The 19,511-nt window shown below is 59.5% G+C and carries 16 protein-coding genes and 1 pseudogene; 7 read left to right on the top strand and 10 right to left on the bottom strand.

Features of this window, described 5'->3' with window-relative positions:
* Nucleotides 1–130 precede the first annotated feature (130 nt).
* The 3 genes and pseudogenes from ABTV22_RS27565 to ABTV22_RS27555 all read left to right on the top strand — a co-directional run bounded on the left by ABTV22_RS27565 (nucleotide 131) and on the right by ABTV22_RS27555 (nucleotide 5,340).
* Nucleotides 131–1,423 carry a diguanylate cyclase gene (locus ABTV22_RS27565; protein ID WP_433737466.1) on the top strand — a complete coding sequence of 431 codons (1,293 nt, stop codon included), beginning with the start codon at nucleotides 131–133 and terminating at the stop codon, nucleotides 1,421–1,423.
* Between the two features lie 86 nt (nucleotides 1,424–1,509).
* Nucleotides 1,510–3,306 (top strand): annotated as a pseudogene (locus ABTV22_RS27560) (acyl-CoA dehydrogenase C-terminal domain-containing protein).
* Between the two features lie 255 nt (nucleotides 3,307–3,561).
* Complete coding sequence (locus ABTV22_RS27555; protein ID WP_433737465.1) at nucleotides 3,562–5,340, top strand: acyl-CoA dehydrogenase C-terminal domain-containing protein; 1,779 nt, start codon at nucleotides 3,562–3,564, stop codon at nucleotides 5,338–5,340.
* A gap of 228 nt (nucleotides 5,341–5,568) precedes the next feature.
* Here the strand turns inward: ABTV22_RS27555 and ABTV22_RS27550 are convergent, their stop codons facing one another.
* A complete protein-coding gene (locus tag ABTV22_RS27550; RefSeq protein WP_433737464.1) occupies nucleotides 5,569–6,486 on the bottom strand; it encodes a LysR family transcriptional regulator in 918 nt (305 codons plus the stop codon).
* A 169-nt stretch (nucleotides 6,487–6,655) separates the two neighbouring features.
* On the opposite strand from ABTV22_RS27550, the gene ABTV22_RS27545 reads away from it, so the two are divergent.
* From ABTV22_RS27545 to ABTV22_RS27530, 4 genes are all read left to right on the top strand, one after another.
* Nucleotides 6,656–7,939, top strand: a complete 1,284-nt coding sequence (locus tag ABTV22_RS27545) for an aspartate aminotransferase family protein (RefSeq protein WP_433737463.1) — start codon at nucleotides 6,656–6,658, stop codon at nucleotides 7,937–7,939.
* 253 nt (nucleotides 7,940–8,192) lie between these two features.
* Entirely contained in the window at nucleotides 8,193–8,549 is a 357-nt protein-coding gene (locus tag ABTV22_RS27540; protein WP_433737462.1) for a type II toxin-antitoxin system RelE/ParE family toxin, read from the top strand.
* On the top strand, nucleotides 8,542–8,862 hold the full coding sequence (locus ABTV22_RS27535) for a helix-turn-helix domain-containing protein (RefSeq protein ID WP_433737461.1): 321 nt from the start codon (nucleotides 8,542–8,544) through the stop codon (nucleotides 8,860–8,862). The genes ABTV22_RS27540 and ABTV22_RS27535 overlap by 8 nt, the downstream gene beginning before the upstream one ends.
* Nucleotides 8,863–8,944: 82 nt before the next feature.
* Nucleotides 8,945–9,103, top strand: coding sequence for a YqaE/Pmp3 family membrane protein (locus ABTV22_RS27530; RefSeq protein WP_003228885.1), 159 nt, complete (start codon nucleotides 8,945–8,947; stop codon nucleotides 9,101–9,103).
* A 140-nt stretch (nucleotides 9,104–9,243) separates the two neighbouring features.
* Here ABTV22_RS27530 and ABTV22_RS27525 read toward each other — a convergent pair whose 3' ends face one another.
* The 9 genes from ABTV22_RS27525 to ABTV22_RS27485 all read right to left on the bottom strand — a co-directional run bounded on the left by ABTV22_RS27525 (nucleotide 9,244) and on the right by ABTV22_RS27485 (nucleotide 19,501).
* Nucleotides 9,244–11,067: a S9 family peptidase gene (locus ABTV22_RS27525; RefSeq protein WP_433737460.1), complete on the bottom strand. Its 1,824-nt coding sequence runs from the start codon at nucleotides 11,065–11,067 to the stop codon at nucleotides 9,244–9,246.
* Nucleotides 11,033–12,205, bottom strand: a complete 1,173-nt coding sequence (pqqE, locus tag ABTV22_RS27520; protein ID WP_433737459.1) for a pyrroloquinoline quinone biosynthesis protein PqqE — start codon at nucleotides 12,203–12,205, stop codon at nucleotides 11,033–11,035. The genes ABTV22_RS27525 and pqqE overlap by 35 nt, the downstream gene beginning before the upstream one ends.
* On the bottom strand, nucleotides 12,177–12,452 hold the full coding sequence (pqqD, locus tag ABTV22_RS27515) for a pyrroloquinoline quinone biosynthesis peptide chaperone PqqD (protein WP_433737458.1): 276 nt from the start codon (nucleotides 12,450–12,452) through the stop codon (nucleotides 12,177–12,179). Before pqqD ends, pqqE begins: the two co-directional genes overlap by 29 nt.
* Entirely contained in the window at nucleotides 12,449–13,201 is a 753-nt protein-coding gene (gene pqqC / locus ABTV22_RS27510) for a pyrroloquinoline-quinone synthase PqqC (protein ID WP_175387559.1), read from the bottom strand. The genes pqqD and pqqC overlap by 4 nt, the downstream gene beginning before the upstream one ends.
* Before the next feature lie 127 nt (nucleotides 13,202–13,328).
* Nucleotides 13,329–14,240 carry a pyrroloquinoline quinone biosynthesis protein PqqB gene (pqqB, locus tag ABTV22_RS27505; protein ID WP_433737457.1) on the bottom strand — a complete coding sequence of 304 codons (912 nt, stop codon included), beginning with the start codon at nucleotides 14,238–14,240 and terminating at the stop codon, nucleotides 13,329–13,331.
* A gap of 82 nt (nucleotides 14,241–14,322) precedes the next feature.
* Entirely contained in the window at nucleotides 14,323–14,397 is a 75-nt protein-coding gene (gene pqqA / locus ABTV22_RS27500) for a pyrroloquinoline quinone precursor peptide PqqA (RefSeq protein ID WP_003444522.1), read from the bottom strand.
* A gap of 155 nt (nucleotides 14,398–14,552) precedes the next feature.
* A complete protein-coding gene (pqqF, locus tag ABTV22_RS27495; protein WP_433737456.1) occupies nucleotides 14,553–16,973 on the bottom strand; it encodes a pyrroloquinoline quinone biosynthesis protein PqqF in 2,421 nt (806 codons plus the stop codon).
* Nucleotides 16,974–17,011: 38 nt separating this feature from the next.
* Nucleotides 17,012–17,806 (bottom strand): carbon-nitrogen hydrolase family protein, encoded by a 795-nt coding sequence (locus tag ABTV22_RS27490; protein ID WP_433737455.1) that lies wholly within the window; start codon nucleotides 17,804–17,806, stop codon nucleotides 17,012–17,014.
* Between the two features lie 12 nt (nucleotides 17,807–17,818).
* Complete coding sequence (locus tag ABTV22_RS27485; protein ID WP_433737454.1) at nucleotides 17,819–19,501, bottom strand: flavin monoamine oxidase family protein; 1,683 nt, start codon at nucleotides 19,499–19,501, stop codon at nucleotides 17,819–17,821.
* Between the last annotated feature and the right edge of the window lie 10 nt (nucleotides 19,502–19,511).

Genomic DNA, 19,511 nt, shown 5'->3' with positions numbered 1-19,511 from the left:
GGCGGTCGAAGGCCGTCAGTGACGCTTTTTTTGTAAATGCCTCAGTAATTCATTCAACAATTTAAGGTTTCTGCCGTTACAGTAGTTGGCACATTGCCATCAATTGATCTGACGGGCCGGAGCTTTACCCTTGCCGCGTTCTTCTGCTGTACGTTTCAGTCATTTCCTACCGTCATTGCTGCTGTTGCTGGCGGGGTTGGCAGCTGCTTACGTCAAGGATCTGAACGTCTTCTTCACTTCGCTGTTCAACGTCCTGCCGACGTTGGTGCTGCTGCTCGGTGGTGCCTATTGCGCGGTTTACCGGCGCCAGCGCGAGCTGTTTCTGATGGTCACGGTGTACACCGCCTACTTCCTGCTCGATACCCAAACCGACTACTACCGCGATAACGGCAAGGTGCGAGAAGACGCCGCGGTGGTCTTCCATTTGTGCTGTCTGCTGCTGCCTTTACTGTTTGGAGTATTCGCCGCATGGCAGGAGAGAACGCACCTGTTCCAGGACATGGTGGCGCGTTTCGCCGTGTTATTGGCGGTGGGCAGCGTGGCCTTGGGGTTGGAGCAAAGTTACCCACAGGCGTTGCTGATTTGGCTGTCGGAGATTCGCTGGCCGGCGTTGCACGGTGCCTGGATGAGCCTGATTCAGCTGTCGTACCCGGTGTTCATCGCTTCATTCCTGTTGCTGTCCTGGCAGTATTGGCGCAATCCCAGACCGCTGCATGCCGCGCAACTGGTGGGCTTGCTCGGGCTGTTCTGGATGTTGCCCAAGACGTTCATCCTGCCGTTCACCCTGAACATCATGTGCAGCCAAGTGATGCTGATGATCGCGGCAGCCGTCGCGCACGAGGCCTATCAGATGGCCTTCCGCGACGAACTGACCGGACTGCCCGGCCGCCGTGCATTGAACGAGCGCATGCAGCGCCTGGGCCGCAACTATGTGTTGGCCATGAGCGACGTCGACCACTTTAAGAAATTCAACGATACCCATGGTCACGATGTCGGCGACCAGGTGTTGCGACTGGTGGCCAGCAAGCTGTCGAAAATCGGTGGCGGCGGCAAGGCGTATCGCTATGGCGGTGAGGAATTCGCCATGGTATTTGCCGGCAAGACCCTTGAGGAGTGCATGCCACATCTGGAGGTGATCCGCGAATCCATCGCCACTTACCAGATGCACCTGCGCAATCAGGACAGCCGCCCGCAGGATGATGCTCAGGGGCGTCAGCGGCGTTCGAGCGGCCAAGCCTCGGTGGTTTCGGTCACGGTCAGTATTGGCGTCGCCGAACGGATCGAGCAGCGCAACCCCGAAGAAGTACTCAAGTCCGCCGACCAGGCGCTCTATAGTGCCAAGGGCGCCGGACGTAACTGCGTGATGGCATTCGGGCAGAACCGTCGTGGCGCTGTGCGTATGGGCGCTGCCACGGCTGAGTGATGATGGCGCATTCAGCGTCTGGACAGTGATTGTGGGGCAGGGGCGACGGCAGTAGGTTGAAGAAATCTGCTGACGGAGAAATGACCATGCCCGAGTACAAAGCTCCCCTGCGCGACATGCGCTTTCTGATCGACCACGTCTTCGACTTTCACAGCAGTTATGCGGCGCTGGGGGCCTCTGATGCCAGCCCCGACATGATCAATGCGATCCTCGAAGAGGGCGCAAAATTCTGTGAGAACGTGCTGTCCCCCCTCAACCGCAGTGGCGACGAAGAGGGCTGTCATTTCGACCATGGCGTGGTGACGACGCCGGCGGGCTTCAAACAGGCTTTTGCCCAGTATGTGGAGGGCGGCTGGCATGGCCTGGCCGCAGATCCGGCGTACGGAGGTCAAGGTCTGCCCAGCTCCCTTGGGCTGGTCATCAGCGAAATGGTGGCGTCCAGCAACACGTCGTGGGGCATGTACCCCGGGTTAACTCATGGCGCGATGTCGGCGATCCACGCCCATGGCACCGAAGAGCAGAAACAGACTTACCTGAGCAAACTCACTGCCGGTCAGTGGACCGGCACCATGTGCCTGACCGAAGCCCATTGCGGCACCGATCTGGGCCTCATCAAGACCCGTGCGGTGCCTCAAGCGGACGGCAGCTATGCGGTCACCGGCAGCAAGATTTTCATCTCCGCCGGTGAGCACGACATGAGCGGAAACATCATTCACCTGGTGCTAGCGAAACTGCCGGATGCACCGGCGGGGACCAAAGGCATTTCGCTGTTTATCGTGCCCAAGTACCTGCCCGATGCGGCGGGCGAAGCCGGGGAGCGCAATGGTGTGTCCTGCGGCTCCATCGAACACAAGATGGGCATCAAGGCCTCGGCCACCTGTGTGATGAACTTCGACGGGGCCAAGGGCTTTTTGATCGGTGAAGCGAATAAGGGCCTGAACTGCATGTTCACCATGATGAACCACGCACGGCTGGGTACCGGCATGCAGGGGTTGTGTCTGGGCGAGGCGAGTTTCCAGGGGGCGATCAAGTACGCCAATGAGCGTTTGCAGATGCGTGCGCTGACGGGGCCGAAAGCCCCGGAAAAAGCCGCCGACCCAATCATCGTTCATCCCGATGTGCGGCGGATGTTGCTGACCATGAAAGCCTTCAATGAAGGCAACCGCGCATTGACGTATTTCACCGCACAACTGCTGGACGTCGCGCATCCGAGCGCGAACGAGACGGCGCGTCAGGAGGCCGAAGACCTGTTGGCGTTCCTGACGCCGATCTGCAAGGCCTTCATGACTGAAACCGGCCTGGAAGTGACCAACCACGGCATGCAGGTGTTCGGCGGCCATGGCTTCATTCGTGAGTGGGGCATGGAGCAATTGGTTCGCGATTGCCGTATCGCGCCGATTTATGAGGGCACCAATGGCATTCAGGCGCTGGACCTGCTCGGACGCAAAGTCCTCGGCAGTCAGGGCAAACTGCTGCGAGGCTTCACCAGGATCGTTCACAGGTTTTGCACGACGAACGTGGAACATCCGCAGTTGGCCGGTTATGTGGCTCAACTCAACGAACTGAATCAGCAATGGGGCGAGTTGACGACCCGAATCGGCATGGCTGCGATGAAAAATCCGGATGAAGTCGGGGCCGCTTCGGTGGACTACCTGATGTACAGCGGCTACATCGTCCTCGGCTACTTGTGGTTGCGCATGGCGTTGGTGGCGCAGGTATAGCTTGATGCGGGTAGCGGCGATGCCGATTTCTGCCGGGCAAAACTGGCGACCAGTGAGTTTTACTTCAAGCGATTGCTGCCGCGCACGGCTGCACATCGCGCAGCCATTGAGGCGGGGAGTGAGTGTTTGATGCAGTTGCCGGCGCAGTTGTTTGCACTCTGACACGTCTGCTTGAAAAACATCGCGGGCAAGCCTCGCTCCTACAGAGTTTTGTCGAGCTCATAACATGCGTTCGACGAGGTACTGTAGGAGCGAGGCTTGCCCGCGATGGCGTTTGATGTGTAAATGTCTGTGACTAAAAATTACAAAACGGTCACGTGCTGACCCTATGTGTCGCAAAAGTTGATGAGTTACACTCGGACACATCGAAAGCACCATTCCTGTGAATCACCTGTATTAGATCTTGCGAGGTTTGCCATGGCTGACTATAAAGCGCCCCTGCGCGATATGCGCTTCGTCCTCAATGAAGTTTTCGAGGTCGCCAAACTCTGGGCCGAGTTGCCGGCGTTGGCCGAAACCGTCGATGCTGAAACCGTTGAAGCCATTCTCGAAGAAGCCGGCAAAGTCACCAGCAAAAGCATCGCCCCCTTAAGCCGTGCGGCGGACGAAGAAGGCTGCCATTGGGCGGATGGCGCCGTTACTACACCGGCCGGTTTCCCACAGGCCTATCAGACCTACGCTGAAGGCGGATGGGTTGGTGTGGGCGGTGATCCAGCCTACGGCGGCATGGGCATGCCCAAAGCCGTTTCGGCCCAGGTTGAAGAGATGGTGAACTCCGCGAGCCTGTCGTTCGGCCTGTACCCGATGCTCACCGCCGGCGCTTGCCTGTCGATCAACGCCCACGCCAGCGAAGAGCTGAAAGCGGCGTATCTGCCGAACATGTACGCTGGCATCTGGGCCGGTTCCATGTGCCTGACCGAGCCGCACGCTGGCACTGACCTGGGAATTATCCGCACCAAGGCCGAACCTCAGGCCGACGGTTCCTACAAGGTCAGCGGCACCAAGATCTTCATCACTGGCGGCGAGCACGACCTGACCGAAAACATCATTCACCTGGTACTGGCCAAGCTGCCGGACGCGCCGGCGGGGCCGAAAGGCATTTCGCTGTTTTTGGTGCCCAAGGTGCTGGTCAATGCCGACGGTTCGCTGGGCGCGCGTAACACGTTGAGTTGCGGCTCCATCGAACACAAGATGGGCATCCAGGCGTCCGCGACTTGCGTGATGAACTTCGACGAAGCCGTGGGTTATCTGGTCGGCGAGCCGAACAAGGGCCTGGCGGCGATGTTCACCATGATGAACTACGAGCGTCTGGGCGTGGGCATCCAGGGCCTGGCCACTGGCGAGCGCTCCTACCAGAACGCGGTCGAGTACGCCCGTGACCGTCTGCAAAGCCGCTCGCCAACCGGTGCGCAGAACAAGGACAAGGTCGCTGACCCGATCATCGTCCACCCGGACGTGCGTCGAATGCTGCTGACCATGAAAGCGGCGAACGAAGGCGGTCGTGCGTTTTCCACTTATGTGGCCATGCAACTGGACACGGCCAAGTTCAGCGAAGACGCTGCCACCCGCAAGCGTGCGGAAGACCTGGTGGCGCTGCTGACTCCGGTGGCCAAGGCGTTCCTCACCGACCTGGGCCTGGAAACCACGGTCCACGGCCAGCAGGTGTTCGGCGGCCACGGCTACATCCGTGAGTGGGGCCAGGAGCAACTGGTGCGCGACGTGCGCATCACTCAGATCTACGAAGGCACCAACGGTATCCAGGCTCTGGACCTGGTGGGGCGCAAGATCGTCGGCAGCGGTGGCGCGTTCTATAACCTGTTCGCTGACGAGATTCGTCATTTCACGGCGACCGCCAGTGCTGATTTGGCGGAGTTCACCAAGCCGTTGAACGACGCCGTGACAACCCTCGATGAACTGACCGCGTGGTTGCTGGATCGAGCGAAAGCCAACCCGAACGAAATTGGCGCGGCGTCGGTGGAATACCTGCAAACCTTCGGTTATGTGGCCTACGCTTACATGTGGGCATTGATGGCCAAGGCAGCATTGGGCAAGGAAGCGCAAGACGATTTCTACGCGAGCAAACTGGGCACGGCGCGTTTCTATTTCGCCCGCCTGTTGCCGCGGATTCACTCATTGAGCGCCTCGGTGAAAGCCGGTAGCGAATCGCTGTTTTTGCTGGACGCCGCACAGTTCTGACAAATGTAACGTCATGTAAGCATTCTCTTACATGACGTAATGCTTTTCTCCCATAGAAGCAGATTGGATCCACCGCTAATCTACTTCACATGGACGTCGCGCAGGAAGCGCAAAGCAACAACACGGACACGTAGGATTCTGCCAGGATGGCGGAGTGAAATGGATGTCAGGGAAACAGTCTGCAAAGCCCCGCCTCGGCGGGGTTTTCTTATGCCTACGAAAAAGTATTTATAGTTCAGGTGAGCTGTTCAAACGTTCATCTGGCCGATTCATCACCTCCTCCAGCAAAGTACGCAGCAACGCCAGCGAGGCTTGTTGTCGCTGCACATCCCGACACACTAACCCGACTTTGAGTGGCACCCGCGGTTCGCTCAGGGGTTTCCACAATAGGTCTTCATTGTCATAAGCCTTTTGCGAGCGACCCGGCAGCACGGTTGCCAGGCGCGTGTGCGGCAGGCTGTCGAGAATCCCCACCATGTTGTTCAGCTCGGCTTGAACCTGCGGGCGTCGCCCCAGGTTTGCCAGTTGCGCCTGCCAGATTTGTCGCACCTGAAACTCTTCGCCCAATAAAAGCATGGGCAATTCGGCGGCCTGGCTCATGGACACCTTCTTGAATTCGCGCAGTGGGTGTTCCGCCGGGATGACAAGGGTCAGTTCATCTTCGTACAGCATCACGCCATGCAGTCCCGGTTGCCGGGGTGGCAAGTAACTGATGCCGATATCCAGCGAGCCATTGAGCAGTCGTCGCTCGATCTCAAGTCCCGTCAGCTCATAGATCTGCACCACCAGATGCGGTTGCGCTTTTCGTACTCGTTCGAGCATCTGCGGCACCAGGCTGGTATGCACGGTCTGCAAAACACCAATGGCCAACGTGCGCAGCGCCTGGCCCTTGAAATTCCCCAATGCTTCCCGAGCTCGTTGCAGTCCATCGAGCAAGGGCAAGGCGTGGTTGTACAGCGTGTGAGCCGCCAGCGTGGGCAACAGGCGTTTGCTGCTGCGTTCGAACAAGCTGACATCGAGGGTTTGTTCGAGATGACGGATCTGCTGGGACAGCGCCGGTTGGGAAATGGACAGTCGCTCGGCAGCGCGGCCGACATGGCCTTCTTCGTATACCGCGACGAAATAACGCAGTTGTTTGAAATCCATAAGTAATACTTATCGAAAATGCTCGGAAATCGAAATGGCTCTACGCTCGGTCTGAGCCTAGTCTAACCGCATTCACAAGGCTTACAGGGCCACAGAGCGCGATGAATACCGTTTGTTTCGATGGTGTTTACATAGGTAAGGCAAAAAACCTCAAACGAGGGCTGAAGGGATGAACCTGTTCAGCCTGCGTCGTCATCCACCAAGTCTTGATGATCTGGTGGCGGATGCCTCATTTCCCACCAGGGACGACCACCTTTCCAGCGAGTGCCTGATGCCCGGTGTCGAGCGGCCGCAGCAGGTTTTCGTGCGCGGTCAGGGGTCATGGTTGTGGGACAGCGATGACCGTGCGTACCTGGATTTTTCCCAGGGTGGCGGGGCCAACAGCCTTGGCCACAGCCCCACGACATTGGTTAACGCGATAGCCGCACAGGCTCAGTCGCTGATCAATCCCGGATTCAACCTGCACAACCGCGGCATGTTCAGCCTGGCCGAGCGCTTGTGCGCAGGCACTGGCAGCGACCAGGCGTACTTGCTCAACACCGGCAGCGAAGCCTGTGAAGCGGCGATCAAACTGGCGCGCAAATGGGGTCAGCAACATCGCGGTGGCGCGTCGCGGATTATCGTTGCGAGCAACGGTTGTCATGGCCGTAGTCTGGCGACGATTTCGGCGTCGGACAGTTCGACGCTGATCAACCGATTCGAGCCGCAGCTGCCAGGCTTCAGCCCTGTGCCGTTCAACGACCTGCCGGCGTTGCACGCGGCCGTGGATGAGCGGACCGTTGCTATCATGCTCGAGCCGATCCAGAGCGAGGCCGGGGTCATTCCTGCTTCGGCGCATTACCTCAAAGGTGTCGAGCGCTTGTGTCGTGAGCTGGGCATTCTGCTGATCCTCGACGAAGTGCAGACCGGTATCGGCCGCTGCGGCACTCTGCTTGCCGAACAATCCTACGGTGTACGAGCCGATATCGTCGTGCTCGGCAAAGGACTGGGCGGTGGCGTTCCTTTGGCGGCATTACTGGCGCGTGGCACGGCCTGTTGTTTCGACACCGGTGAAATGAGCGGCACCCATCATGGCAACGCGCTGATGACCGCAGCTGGGCTGGCGGTACTCAACGGCGTGCAGGAAAAGGGATTTCTCGAGCATGTCGGGGAAATTTCCCAATACCTGCGAGAAGGTTTACAGCGTTTATCCCATCGGTATGGTCATGGCGAGTTGCGCGGGCAAGGGCTGCTTTGGGGGTTGACCCTGTCCGACGACTGCGCCGACGCAGTGGTCAAGGCGGCGCTGCACGAAGGCTTGCTACTCAACGCCCCGAAGCCCGACTGCTTGCGCTTTACCCCGGCACTGACCGTCAGTAAGGCCAACATCGACGAAATGCTGCTGCGCCTGGCCCGCGCCTTCTCTCGCGTACGTACTGCCCAAGTGCAGTGCCGTAAAGGGATTGCCGTCTGACCGGACGCGTCCTGCACAAAATTCCTGAACCGTCTCGCGGTATAACGCGCGCCCCACGTCTGATTTTTTTGGCGTGGGGCGTTTTTTTGTGGCCGGGTTTTGCCAGCGGCGATTACGGCTTGAGCGGTTACCGGATCAATGGCCTTTTATAGGCGCGTCGGCAAGGAATGCCGCTGCCATCGCAACGGCATAGCTGTAGCGATGCCTTTGAATTCTATACCACCAGGTGGTATGTTTTTGGGAAGGGATGCCAATGTCACCAAGGCTGTTCAAGACAAAACGTTTTGCAATGCAGGCTGCGAAGGCATGGATCGGTGATGACGAGCTTCGAGAGGCGTTTTCCGAGATGCTCAGGGGGCAAGCTGTAAACCTCGGTGGTGGGGTCTGGAAGAAGCGTTTGAATGCCAATCGGCATCGGTCGATTCTTTTAGCCAGGGGTGACCGTTACTGTGTTTATCAGTTTCTCTATGCCAAGAAGGATCAGAGCAATATCCCTGCGACGCACTTGGCCGACTTACGTGAATTAGCCAAGACATACGAAGGGCTAGCCGAGATCGAAATCCAACGTTTGCTGGATATCAAGGAGTTTATGGAGATACCCCATGAGTAAAAAATACAAAAGTGAAATAGCCGAGTCGATCCATGAATCGGCTAGCGCCCTGTATGCCATCGGCGCAATTAGCAAGGCGACCATGCGTGAGTTTGATGAATCATGTCTTGCCACGGTTCCGGATGACATCTCGCCAGAGCAGATCAAGGCCCTGCGTGAGCGTAACAATGTCAGTCAGCCGGTCTTCGCCCGCTACTTGAACACCAGTCCTTCCACCGTCAAACAGTGGGAAGCGGGGGATAAGCACCCCAGCGGCATGGCGCTGAAGCTGTTGAGCATTGTTCAAAAACATGGCCTGGAAATCCTGGCCTGAGTGATTTGGCTGAACCCTGACCCGCCGCACAGGTCGATTGCTTATGGCTCACCCGAGCCGACTTCAATCAGGAGCTGACCCCATGGATTTTATTCGTATCATCATCGCCATTCTGTTGCCGCCACTGGGTGTGTTTCTGCAAGTGGGATTCGGCGGGGCGTTCTGGTTGAATATTCTGTTGACGTTGTGCGGTTACATTCCGGGGATCGTGCATGCGGTGTACATCATCGCCAAGCGTTGAGTTCGGCGGCGTCAGGTAGATCGCTTTCGCGGGCAAGTCGGATCGCCGCATCGCTCGCTCCTACAAGAGCATCATCAATCCTTGTAGGAGCGAGCGATGCGGCGATCCGACTTGCCCGCGATTGGGCGCGCGATTTCTGTTTAGTTCGCTAGATCCATCACCCGCCGATAAAACAACCACTCCTGCTCCAGCGCATGGGCCTGGTTTCCCGCCTTACGGAAGCCATGGCGTTCGTCCGCGTAGTAATGGGCTTCGACCAGGATTCCCTTGTCTTGGAGCGCTTCGACCATGTCGCGGGTCTGCTGCGGCACGACCACCGCATCCAGTTCCCCCTGAAAAAAGATCACCGGCACCGAGATATTTCCCGCGTGTAGCAACGGCGTTCGTGCGGCGTAGCGCTCGGCGTCCTGCTTGGGATCGCCGATCAGCCAGTCGAGGTAATCGCCTTCGAACTTATGGGTGGCCCGGCCTAAGGCAACGGGATCGCTGACACCATAAAGGCTGGCGCCGGCCCGGAACACGTTATGGAAAGCCAACGCGCAGAGCGTGGTGTAGCCACCGGCACTGCCGCCGCGAATGAACGCCTTGTCACCGTCGATCAATCCGCGATCGGCAAGATGGTTGACCACCGCGCAAGCATCTTCGACATCGACATCACCCCAGCTCAAATGCAGGGCCTGACGATAAGCCCGGCCATAGCCGCTGCTGCCGCGGTAGTTGAGGTCGGCCACGGCGAATCCGCGTTGCGCCCAATACTGGATTCGCGGGTCGAGCATTGGGTAGCACGCCGAGGTCGGGCCGCCGTGGATGAACACCACCAATGGCGGTTTGGCTTCGCCGCTCATCGCCGGGTAGAAGAAACCGTGGGCCTCACCTGAACCGCTTGGGTAGCGCAGGGTTTGTGGGCGACTAATCTGCTCGGCAGGCAACGGCGCAATGCCGCCGGCCAGGACCTTGACCTGCCGAGTCTGGCGGTCGATGGCGATCACGGCCGAGGAGCTGACCGGTGAGGCGGCGACGCAGTAAATGAAGTGTTCATCCAGGGCCAGGCTGCGGAAGCGGCTGTAGTCGCCGGTGAATTCTTCGCGGGTTTGCCCGCAAACACCCAATCGACCAAAACCGCCTTCGGTCCAGCTCGCCAGATAGCGGTCTTCGTCTAGCGGCAACCAGGTGCATCCGCCAAGTTGCCAAGGGGCAGGGCCATGATCGGCCGCCGCGCTCGGTAAAGGCGTTAAACCCATGGCCGATTCCATCCAGGGTTGCCAGTAGCCGCTGCGATCGGTCAGGCAAAACAACCGGCCGCTGCGATCGAAGCGGGGTTGTTGCACAGACTCTTGAACGTCATCACCGGCTATGCAACGGGCCGGGCCAAAGTCGCCGTCAGGTTGGCGTTCGGCAACCATCAAACGGGTTGCGGTCCATGGCTGATCCGGACGACGCCACTCGATCCAGGCCAGGCGTTGCGCATCAGGGCTGAGCGTAGGCGCCGCGTAGAAGTCAGCACCCTCAACCAGCAAATGCCGTTTGCCATCAGCCAGATCGATCGCCACCAGGCGGTGTCGGTCGCGGTTTTCTTCAACGGCCAGCACCTGACCGTTGGCAAACTGCAAATCGCCGTAGCGGCAAATACCTGATGTGAGGACCACAGGCTCGCCCGTTAGAGATTGGCGATACAGCTGTTGGTCAGCCTCGTTGACAAAAACGACCCCGTCGTCTGTCAGGCAGAACGCGCCACCGCCATATTCGTACACCCGGCTGCGCACGCTGAAGCCTGGCGGCGTCAGGCAGTTCGCGATGCCTTCACGCCAATGCCAAATACGGCAGGCGGCATCCTCCGGGCGATATTCGTTCCAGTACAGGCCCTGTTGGCCGACTTGCAGTTCAGCGAAGTCGATGCCGGCTGCGACGGCTTTGGCGGCGCTGAGGGGTTCAGCTTTTGGCGATGAGGCGTGAGTTTCGTTCATTGCGAAAGGCCAGTTGTTCAATGGTCTGGGTCGCGTGCTCGGCCTCTTCGCGGGCCTTGAGAATCACGCCGTGATGCGGCGACTTGCTGCACACCGGGTCAGCATTGCTCGCGTCCCCCGTGAGCATGAATGCCTGGCAGCGGCAGCCGCCGAAGTCCTTTTCTTTCTCGTCACAGGAGCGGCAGGGTTCGGGCATCCAGTCGTAACCACGAAAACGGTTGAAGCCGAACGAGTCGTACCAGATGTGCTGCATGCTGTGGTCGCGTACGTTGGGAAACTGCACCGGCATCTGTCGGGCGCCGTGACAGGGCAGCGCGGTTCCGTCCGGTGTGACGGTCAGAAAAATACTGCCCCAGCCATTCATACAGGCCTTGGGGCGTTCTTCATAATAGTCCGGTGTGACGAAAATCAGCTTGCACGGATGCCCTTGGGCTTCGAGCTTGGCGCGGTATTCATTGGTGATGCGTTCGGCGCGCACCAGTTGTTCTTTGGTCGGCAGCAGCCCAACCCGATTGAGCTGCGCCCAACCGTAGAACTGGCAAGTGGCGAGTTCGACGAAGTCCGCTTCAAGGGCAATGCACAGCTCGATAATGCGGTCGATCTTGTCGATGTTGTGCCGATGGGTGACGAAATTCAGCACCATCGGATAGCCGTGGGCCTTCACCGCGCGGGCCATCTCCAGTTTCTGCGCGAAGGCCTTTTTCGACCCGGCCAGCAGGTTGTTTACCTGCTCATCGCTGGCCTGGAAACTGATCTGGATGTGATCGAGGCCGGCCTTTTTGAAGTCACTGATTTTCTGCTCGGTCAGGCCGATGCCGGAGGTGATCAGGTTGGTGTAGAAACCCAGCTTACGCGCCTCGGCGATCAGCTCGGCGAGGTCCTGGCGCACCAGGGGTTCGCCACCGGAAAAGCCCAATTGCGCGGCACCCATTTCCCGTGCTTCGCGAAACACTTTGATCCACTGCTCGGTGCTCAACTCTTTGCCTTGCTCGGCGAAATCCAGCGGGTTGGAGCAGTACGGGCATTGCAGCGGGCAGCGATAGGTCAGCTCAGCCAGCAGCCACAGCGGCAGGCCGACTTCAGGTTTGGGCGGTAATTGCACCGATGAATCAGGCAAGTTCGATCCAGTGCTCTGCACGGGCAACCTCCATGAATTGCTCGATGTCGTCACCGAGCTCGGGCACGCCGGGGAACTGCTGGTCGAGTTCGGCAATGATCGCCGCGACGTCACGCTCACCATCGATCAGGCCACCGATCAACGCGGCGCTTTCATTGAGTTTAATCATGCCTTCCGGGTACAGCAGGACGTGGCCTTTCTGGGCCGGTTCATACTGGAAACGGTAGCCGGGACGCCAGGTCGGCGTCTTGCTGCGATCGAAACTCATAATGTAATTCCTTTATGCCAGACCCGTTGCCCGGTCACGCTGTGGTAGGGCGGGCGATTGAGTTCGTAGGCCATGCTCATGGCATCTAGCATGCTCCAGAGAATGTCCAGTTTGAACTGGAGAATCTCCAGCATGCGCTCCTGGCCGGCCCGTGTCGTGTAGTGCTGCAAGGTGATCGCCAAGCCGTGCTCGACATCACGCCGCGCCTGGCCCAAGCGCGTGCGGAAGTACTCGTAACCGGCCGGGTCGATCCAGGGGTAATGCTGCGGCCAGCTGTCCAGGCGTGACTGATGGATCTGCGGTGCGAACAGTTCGGTCAGCGAGCTGCTGGCGGCTTCCTGCCAGCTGGCGCGGCGGGCGAAGTTGACGTAGGCATCTACGGCAAAGCGTACACCGGGGAGCACAAGCTCCTGGGAACGGAGTTGATCCGGATCGAGGCCGACTGCCTGTCCCAGGCGCAACCAGGCTTCGATGCCACCGTCTTCGCCGGGGGCGCCGTCGTGGTCTAGCAAGCGCTGAATCCACTCGCGCCGGATCTCGCGATCCGGGCAATTGGCCAGGATGGCAGCGTCCTTGAGCGGGATGTTCACTTGGTAGTAGAAGCGGTTGGCGACCCAGCCCTGGATCTGCTCGCGGGTGGCCCGACCTTCGTACATCGCCACGTGGTACGGGTGGTGGATGTGGTAGTAGGCGCCTTTGGCGCGCAGGGCCGCTTCGAATTCGGCGGGGGACATCGGGGTGTCGGTCATTGCGGTTCTCCGGGTACGACCGGTGGTTTTTTGGGTGCCTGGGTGGACGCTTTCGCGGGCAAGCCTCGCTCCTACAGGGCAGCGCTATCTTTTGTAGGAGCGAGGCTTGCCCGCGATGGGGTATCCGCTACAGCACAATACTCATGCCGTCATACGCCACTTCAACATTGCGCCGTTCCAATTCCGCCCGCTGCGGCGAATCTTCATCGAGGATCGGGTTGGTGTTGTTGATGTGGATAAGCACCTTGCGCTGCTGGGGCAGTTGCTCGAGCACTTCGAGCATGCCGCCGGGGCCGTTCTGTGCCAGGTGGCCCATTTCGCGACCGGTGCGGGTGCCGACGCCACGGCGCTGCATTTCGTCGTCGTCCCACAGTGTGCCGTCCACCAACAGGCAGTCGCTGCCGGCCATGATCTCCAGCAACGGCGCATCGACCTTGCCCAGGCCGGGTGCATAGAACAGTTTACCGCCAGTATTGAGGTCCTCGACGATCAGGCCGATGTTGTCGCCCGGATGCGGGTCGAAGCGATGCGGCGAGTAGGGCGGCGCGGCACTGCGCAAGGGCAGCGGGGTGAAGCGCAGGTTCGGGCAGGCCGGGATGCTGAAGCTCTGGTCCAGCTCGATGCGGTTCCAGTTCAGGCCACCGTTCCAGTGGGTCAGCATGGTGAACAGCGGAAAACCGGTGCTCAGGTCTTCATGGACCATGTCGGTGCACCAGACCTGATGCGGGCAACCTTCGCGCAACATGAGCAGGCCGGTGGTGTGGTCGATCTGGCTGTCCATCAGGATGATCGCGGCGATGCCGGTATCACGCAGGGCGCGGCCCGGTTGCATGGGGGCGAAGCCCTGGAGCTGGGCACGGATGTCCGGGGAGGTGTTGCACAGCACCCAGTTCACGCCGTCATCGGAAATCGCGATGGACGATTGGGTCCGCGCCTGGGCCCGCAGGCTACCGTCGCGAAACCCTGCACAGTTCACGCAGTTGCAGTTCCACTGCGGGAAACCGCCGCCGGCGGCGGAACCTAGAATCTGGACGAACATGGAGGCTCCAATCTTTCAACGCTGAAAATAAAACGCCTCGGGATCTCCGAGGCGTTGTGCTGCATGTCTGCCAAGGCAGGGATTAGCGGCTGGCGAAGTACATGGTGACTTCGAAGCCGATGCGCAGGTCGGTGTAAGCAGGTTTGGTCCAGGCCATGGGGGCGTTCCTTAAGGTGATGGGACAGTGAAGACCTATACATATAGTCCACCTCCACACGGAGATGTTCAGATAGTTAGGCAGCTATGTTACTTAAAATTTCACAAGAATTGGCTGCAAATGTTCGAGAAAGTTAATTGCAGCCTTGGTAATGATCATTTTGCCACTTGCCAAGGTGCGCCAGGGCACGGCCCGCTGGACAGGCAACGCCAACCGCCTTCGGCTTGAATCAGGCGTTGGGCGGCGGCAATGAGTGCCGGTCGGTCGATCGCAAGTATCGCCTCGGGCAATCGCAGCAGATAATCCGACGAGCGGTTGGCCAATTTGCCCTGCCAGAGCAACTCCGTGGCCTGGGCGTTAGGCAGCGCTTCAACGGAGAATTGATCGGCCAAGGCTTGGCGCAAGGTGACGAGTTCGGCGTCATCAATGCCGAGGATCATGTCCGGCAACCCGTTCAGGAATCTCTCGATGTGTTGCAGCAGATCCGCAGGCGCAATGCTGGGTGATTGCACGCCGAACAGCAGCCCGGTTTGCCCGTGCATCTGGCGCAGGGCGCTGAACACCGCGTAGCCCAGTTGCAGGTCTACGCGCAGGCGTTGATAAAACGGCGTCTGACAGGCATGGGCTAGAAGACGCCAGGCAGCTTCGTCGGCGATGTCCGTCGAAGCTGTCGGACAGAACAGCAGCAATGCGTGTTCACTGGAACCTGTGTCGAGCCTATGCCAGAGGTGTTGCGAGTGGATCGATGGCGCTGATGTCAGTTGACTGTCCGGTGTGCCGGGAATGCGGCTCAAGGCCAGGCCCATGGCTGCCTGGGTCTGGGGGCCAAGGCCAATCGCCAGGCCATCCCAGCGGGCACTGGACCAGAGTGGCTGCAAGTCATCCGAATCCACGGTGTGTTCAAGGCAGTGACCGGGCAATGCCTTGAGCAATTGCCGAATCGGTAGGGGGGCCGGTTCATCTTGAACGTTCCCCACATCCGGGTTTGCCAACGATTTCAGCACATGCTCCAGGACCGTAGGCATCGGCTCCTGCAATCCGGTCAACTTCAGCAACCATTCGTTTCCCGATGCGTTGAAAGAAACCTCCACACCGGCCTGGCGCGCCTCTTCTTGCAGTGGCTGCAGTGTGTTTTCGAGGTTCGCTTGCAGGTGCTTACCGGGGGTCGCCTCCAGGCACCAGCGCAGGTAAACCGCCCCTTCGTCGGTGTTATCCGGCAATGCCTGGCTAAATTGCATGGGAGAGCGTTCGCGGCGGCTGCGCGAGCGATCCTGGGCAAAGGTGCGCAGGCCACGGTGGGCGCTGGTCTGGCCACGAATCAGCCCGGCGTTCGAAGCCGGCGCTTCGCTTTGCAAGAATGGATTGGGCGTGGGCAATTGCCAGTGGCCGCTGAAGTTATCCACAGCACCGATCTGTTGAAGGATGCCCTGGAGAGCGATCACACCTTGCTCGGATATCCCGGTTTCCCGCTGTTCATTGTCCAGGTGCGCCAGTTGCAGGGCGCTGCTGACTTGCTGCTGGCGCTGGAGCAGGGTGGTGTACTCGTTGCGCAACGCCTTCCAGTCTTGCCGGGCGAAGAAGCCCAGCCAGTCCAGCAGCTGTTCGCGGATCACTGTTGGCGACACGGCGGTTTTCAATGTGAAGGCGATGTGCAGCAAGGCCTGCCCGTTGAATTGGTACAACGGATTCGCTTTCAGGCTGTCGATCCAGCCACGACTTTTCAACTCGGCCAGCAGTCCACCGGGCTTTGCGGTGTTCAGCCAATGGCACAGGAACGCCAAAGCTTCAGGGGATGAGTCGGGCAGTGCTTCGAAGGCGAACAACAGATCCAACCGACGTTCGTTCACCTGTTGATAACTTCTTTCAGAAGCATCCATCAGTGGTGCGGGCGCTCGTTGTGGGATCGCTTTGCCCTCGGGGATGGCATCGGCAAACACTTGGGCCAACGTCTTCAATTCTTCGAGGGGTTGAGGGCCCGCCAGGCTTAAGGTCATCTGTCCGGCTTGATAAAACCCTTTATGAAAATCCTTCAGCGCTTGCTGGAACTCAGGTTGTTCAACCACCAGGCTGTCGCGATTGCCGGCGTGAAAGCCCCGCAGAGGATGATGCTCGGATAACCCATCAAATAGCGCCAAATGCTCTTGAGCTTTTGCATCTTGCGACCAGGCGACAAATTCTGCGTGCAGCACTTCCCGTTCTTTCAGCTGATCTTCCGGATTCATGCGCGGATGGACGAGCATGTCTGACAGACGTTCCAAACCACCGGCAAAGGCCTGTAGGGGTAGCTCGAAAAAGTAGTCGGTGGTGCGCTCGCTGGTCCGTGCGTTCACCTGGCCGCCATGACTCTGGACGTAGGCCATCAGCCCTTGGCCAGTGGGAAAATGTTCGGTCCCCAGAAACAACAAGTGCTCGAGAAAGTGCGCCATGCCGGGCCACGCCAACGGAGCATCATGGCTGCCGACGGCAACCCGCAACGAAGCAGCGACGCGCTTCAGGTCGGGCGCGTGGCGCAGTGTCACCCGCAGGCCGTTGACCAGGGTTTCAGTGTGGGGGCGAGGGGGATTGGGCGCAGACATGGGCACTTCCAGAACAGTGAAGTGCCCATGCTAGCGGATTAGCGCTTGTTCAGCGCGCCGTATAGCTCGGGGCGGCGGTCGATGAGGTAGCGATTGGCGGCGCGGGAATCGGCCATCAGCTGACGATCCAGTTCCCCGACAATCAGCGCTTCATCGAGGCCGGCCTGGGCAATGCGACTGCCGTCCGGCGCGGCGATGCTGCTTTGGCCGCAATAGTGGATATCGCCTTCTTGGCCGCAGTAGTTGGCGTAAGCCACGTAGCACTGGTTTTCAAAGGCGCGGGAGCGAACGGTGACATCGGCGACGAAATCGAAGGGAATCATGTTCGCTGTCGGCACCAGGATCAGTTCGGCGCCGTCGATGGCCAGGCGCCGGGCGTTTTCCGGGAATTCCAGGTCATAGCAGATCAGGAAACCGAGCTTCCAGCCGTTGAGTTCAACGATGGGGAACTCGTTGGTCCCAGCGCTGAACATCGAGCGATCAAGGTCGCCGAACAAGTGCGTCTTGCGGTAGTTGCAGACACGCTCGCCCTGGGCGTCGATCAATTGCACGGCGTTGTAGATCTGCCCGTCCTCGGTGCGTTCGGGATAGCCATACAAAATGGCGATGCCGGCAGATCGAGCAATGCGCGCGATCTGCTGCGCCGACTCACCGTTGTGCACCTCCGCCAGTACGCTGACGGCATCGACGCCAATGTTGTAGCCGGTCAGGAACATCTCCGGCAGCACCAGCAAATCGGCGCCTTTGGCTTCCTGCGCCAGCTGTTGCAAGCGTTGCAGATTGCCGGCGACATCCAGCGGCAGCGGTGGACATTGGTAAAGGGCTACGCGCATCAGGGGTTCCTCTTACTCGGGCAGGGCGATAGGGCCTATTTCTTTGAACACATCACCCGGGCCCGGGTTCTCTTTATGTGTCGCGCCGCCGAAGTGTTTCATGATGCCCCACACCGCATTGAGCGACGTTTGCACTGCGCCTTCGACCCAGGCCGGCGTCCAGGAGACGTCATCGCCAGCGATGAAGATCCCGCGCTGCTCGGGCGGCATGTCGTCCTGCATGAAGTGCGCGTACATGCGCTGGTTGTAGCGGTAATGGCCGGGCAGGGCGCCTTTGAAGGCCCCGAGGAAGTGCGGATCGGCTTCCCAGGAGACGGTGATCGGATCGCCGATGATTCGCGCGGCGATGTCGACCTTCGGGTAGATCTTCTTCAGCGCATCCAGTGCCAGTTTCACGCGTTTTTCCACCGGGTGCGGGAGCATTTTCAGCGCGTCGCTCATCCATGAGTACGACAGGCAAATCACCCCCGGCTTGTCGTCGCCGTTATCGAACAGGTAGGTGCCACGGGTCAGGCGATCGGTGAGGGTCATGCTCATCAGGTCGCGGCCGGTTTCCGGGTCTTTGTCCTTCCAGAACGGGCGGTCGACCATTACGAAGGTTTTCGACGATTGCATGTAGCGGGTGCGGTCCAGGGCCATCCACATCTTTTGCGAGAACAGGGTTTCTTCGCATTCGATCTGGGTGGTCAGCAGCCAGCTCTGGCAGGTGGTCAGCACGGCGGCATATTCGCGTGTGTCGCCGTTGTTGTCGGTGACCGCAAAACGGCCGCCCGGTGCGTGGGCAATTTTCTTCACCCCGGAGCGCGGAGCACCGCTGTGCAACGACTTGAGGCTGGTGCCTTGTGGCCAGTGCACACAGCGCTCCGGCACATGGCGCCAGATGCCTTGTGGCACTTGTTCCACGCCGCCGACCACCAAGTGCTGGTGATCGTCGCAGTTGGTCATCACCACACGGAAGATTTCCAGCATCGAGTTGGGGAAGTCCGAGTCCCAGCCGCCGGTGCCGAAACCGACCTGGCCGAACACTTCGCGGTGATGGAACGACAGTTTGGCGAAGGCTTTGGAGGTGGCGACGAAATCGTAAAAGGTGCGGTCGTCCCACAGCGGCACGAGGGTGTTCCACAGTTCCTTGAGGCGCGGCACATCGCGGTCGCGGATGGCTTGCTGGATATCGGAGAACTGCGAGCCGGCCTCCAGGGCGTCGGCCCAGGCGTCAGCCACTTCCTGGAATAGGGCAGGAAGATCCGCCAGTTTCTGTGCGTAATGGGTTTTGCCTTCCAGGTCGATGACAGTGCTGCCGGAGGCAGGCGTCAGCGGGTTGGGGAAGGGTTTGGTCTCAAGGCCCAGCTTGTCGACGTAGTGATAGAACGCGGTGGACGACACCGGAAAACGCATGCCACCCAACTCGGCGACGATGCCGTCGGTGCCGTTGAATGCCTGGGAGCGTAGGCGGCCGCCCAGCTTCGAGGCCTCGTAGACCACGGGCTTGAGGCCCAGCTTCATCAGCTCGTAAGCCGCCACCAGCCCGGCGATACCGGCACCGACAATCGCCACTTCGGCACCGTGATGGTGCTCGGGAATACTGCCCAGGCCGGCTGGGTGTTCGATCCAGTCGTCGAAGGCGAAAGGAAAGTCCGGACCAAAAATGGTGACTGGTTTTTTACCGTCTGCAGGGTGGCGATTGTTCTTGTTCATGGCTGACCTT

Origin of the sequence: Pseudomonas putida, assembly GCF_050990305.1 — a bacterium.
Classification (GTDB): Bacteria; Pseudomonadota; Gammaproteobacteria; order Pseudomonadales; family Pseudomonadaceae; genus Aquipseudomonas; species Aquipseudomonas putida_AH.
The sequence above is the reverse complement of the archived record's forward strand: the minus strand, read 5'-3'. Positions and strand labels throughout refer to the sequence as shown.

Bases quoted from the DNA above. Each gene is read 5' to 3' on its own strand.
- ABTV22_RS27550 (WP_433737464.1), bottom strand. From the start codon at position 6,486: ATGGATTTCAAACAACTGCGTTATTTCGTCGCGGTATACGAAGAAGGC.
- ABTV22_RS27540 (WP_433737462.1), top strand. From the start codon at position 8,193: ATGTCACCAAGGCTGTTCAAGACAAAACGTTTTGCAATGCAGGCTGCG.
- pqqB (WP_433737457.1), bottom strand. From the start codon at position 14,240: ATGTTCGTCCAGATTCTAGGTTCCGCCGCCGGCGGCGGTTTCCCGCAG.
- ABTV22_RS27530 (WP_003228885.1), top strand. From the start codon at position 8,945: ATGGATTTTATTCGTATCATCATCGCCATTCTGTTGCCGCCACTGGGT.
- pqqC (WP_175387559.1), bottom strand. From the start codon at position 13,201: ATGACCGACACCCCGATGTCCCCCGCCGAATTCGAAGCGGCCCTGCGC.
- pqqF (WP_433737456.1), bottom strand. From the start codon at position 16,973: ATGTCTGCGCCCAATCCCCCTCGCCCCCACACTGAAACCCTGGTCAAC.
- ABTV22_RS27485 (WP_433737454.1), bottom strand. From the start codon at position 19,501: ATGAACAAGAACAATCGCCACCCTGCAGACGGTAAAAAACCAGTCACC.
- ABTV22_RS27535 (WP_433737461.1), top strand. From the start codon at position 8,542: ATGAGTAAAAAATACAAAAGTGAAATAGCCGAGTCGATCCATGAATCG.
- ABTV22_RS27555 (WP_433737465.1), top strand. From the start codon at position 3,562: ATGGCTGACTATAAAGCGCCCCTGCGCGATATGCGCTTCGTCCTCAAT.
- pqqD (WP_433737458.1), bottom strand. From the start codon at position 12,452: ATGAGTTTCGATCGCAGCAAGACGCCGACCTGGCGTCCCGGCTACCGT.
- ABTV22_RS27490 (WP_433737455.1), bottom strand. From the start codon at position 17,806: ATGCGCGTAGCCCTTTACCAATGTCCACCGCTGCCGCTGGATGTCGCC.
- ABTV22_RS27545 (WP_433737463.1), top strand. From the start codon at position 6,656: ATGAACCTGTTCAGCCTGCGTCGTCATCCACCAAGTCTTGATGATCTG.
- ABTV22_RS27525 (WP_433737460.1), bottom strand. From the start codon at position 11,067: ATGAACGAAACTCACGCCTCATCGCCAAAAGCTGAACCCCTCAGCGCC.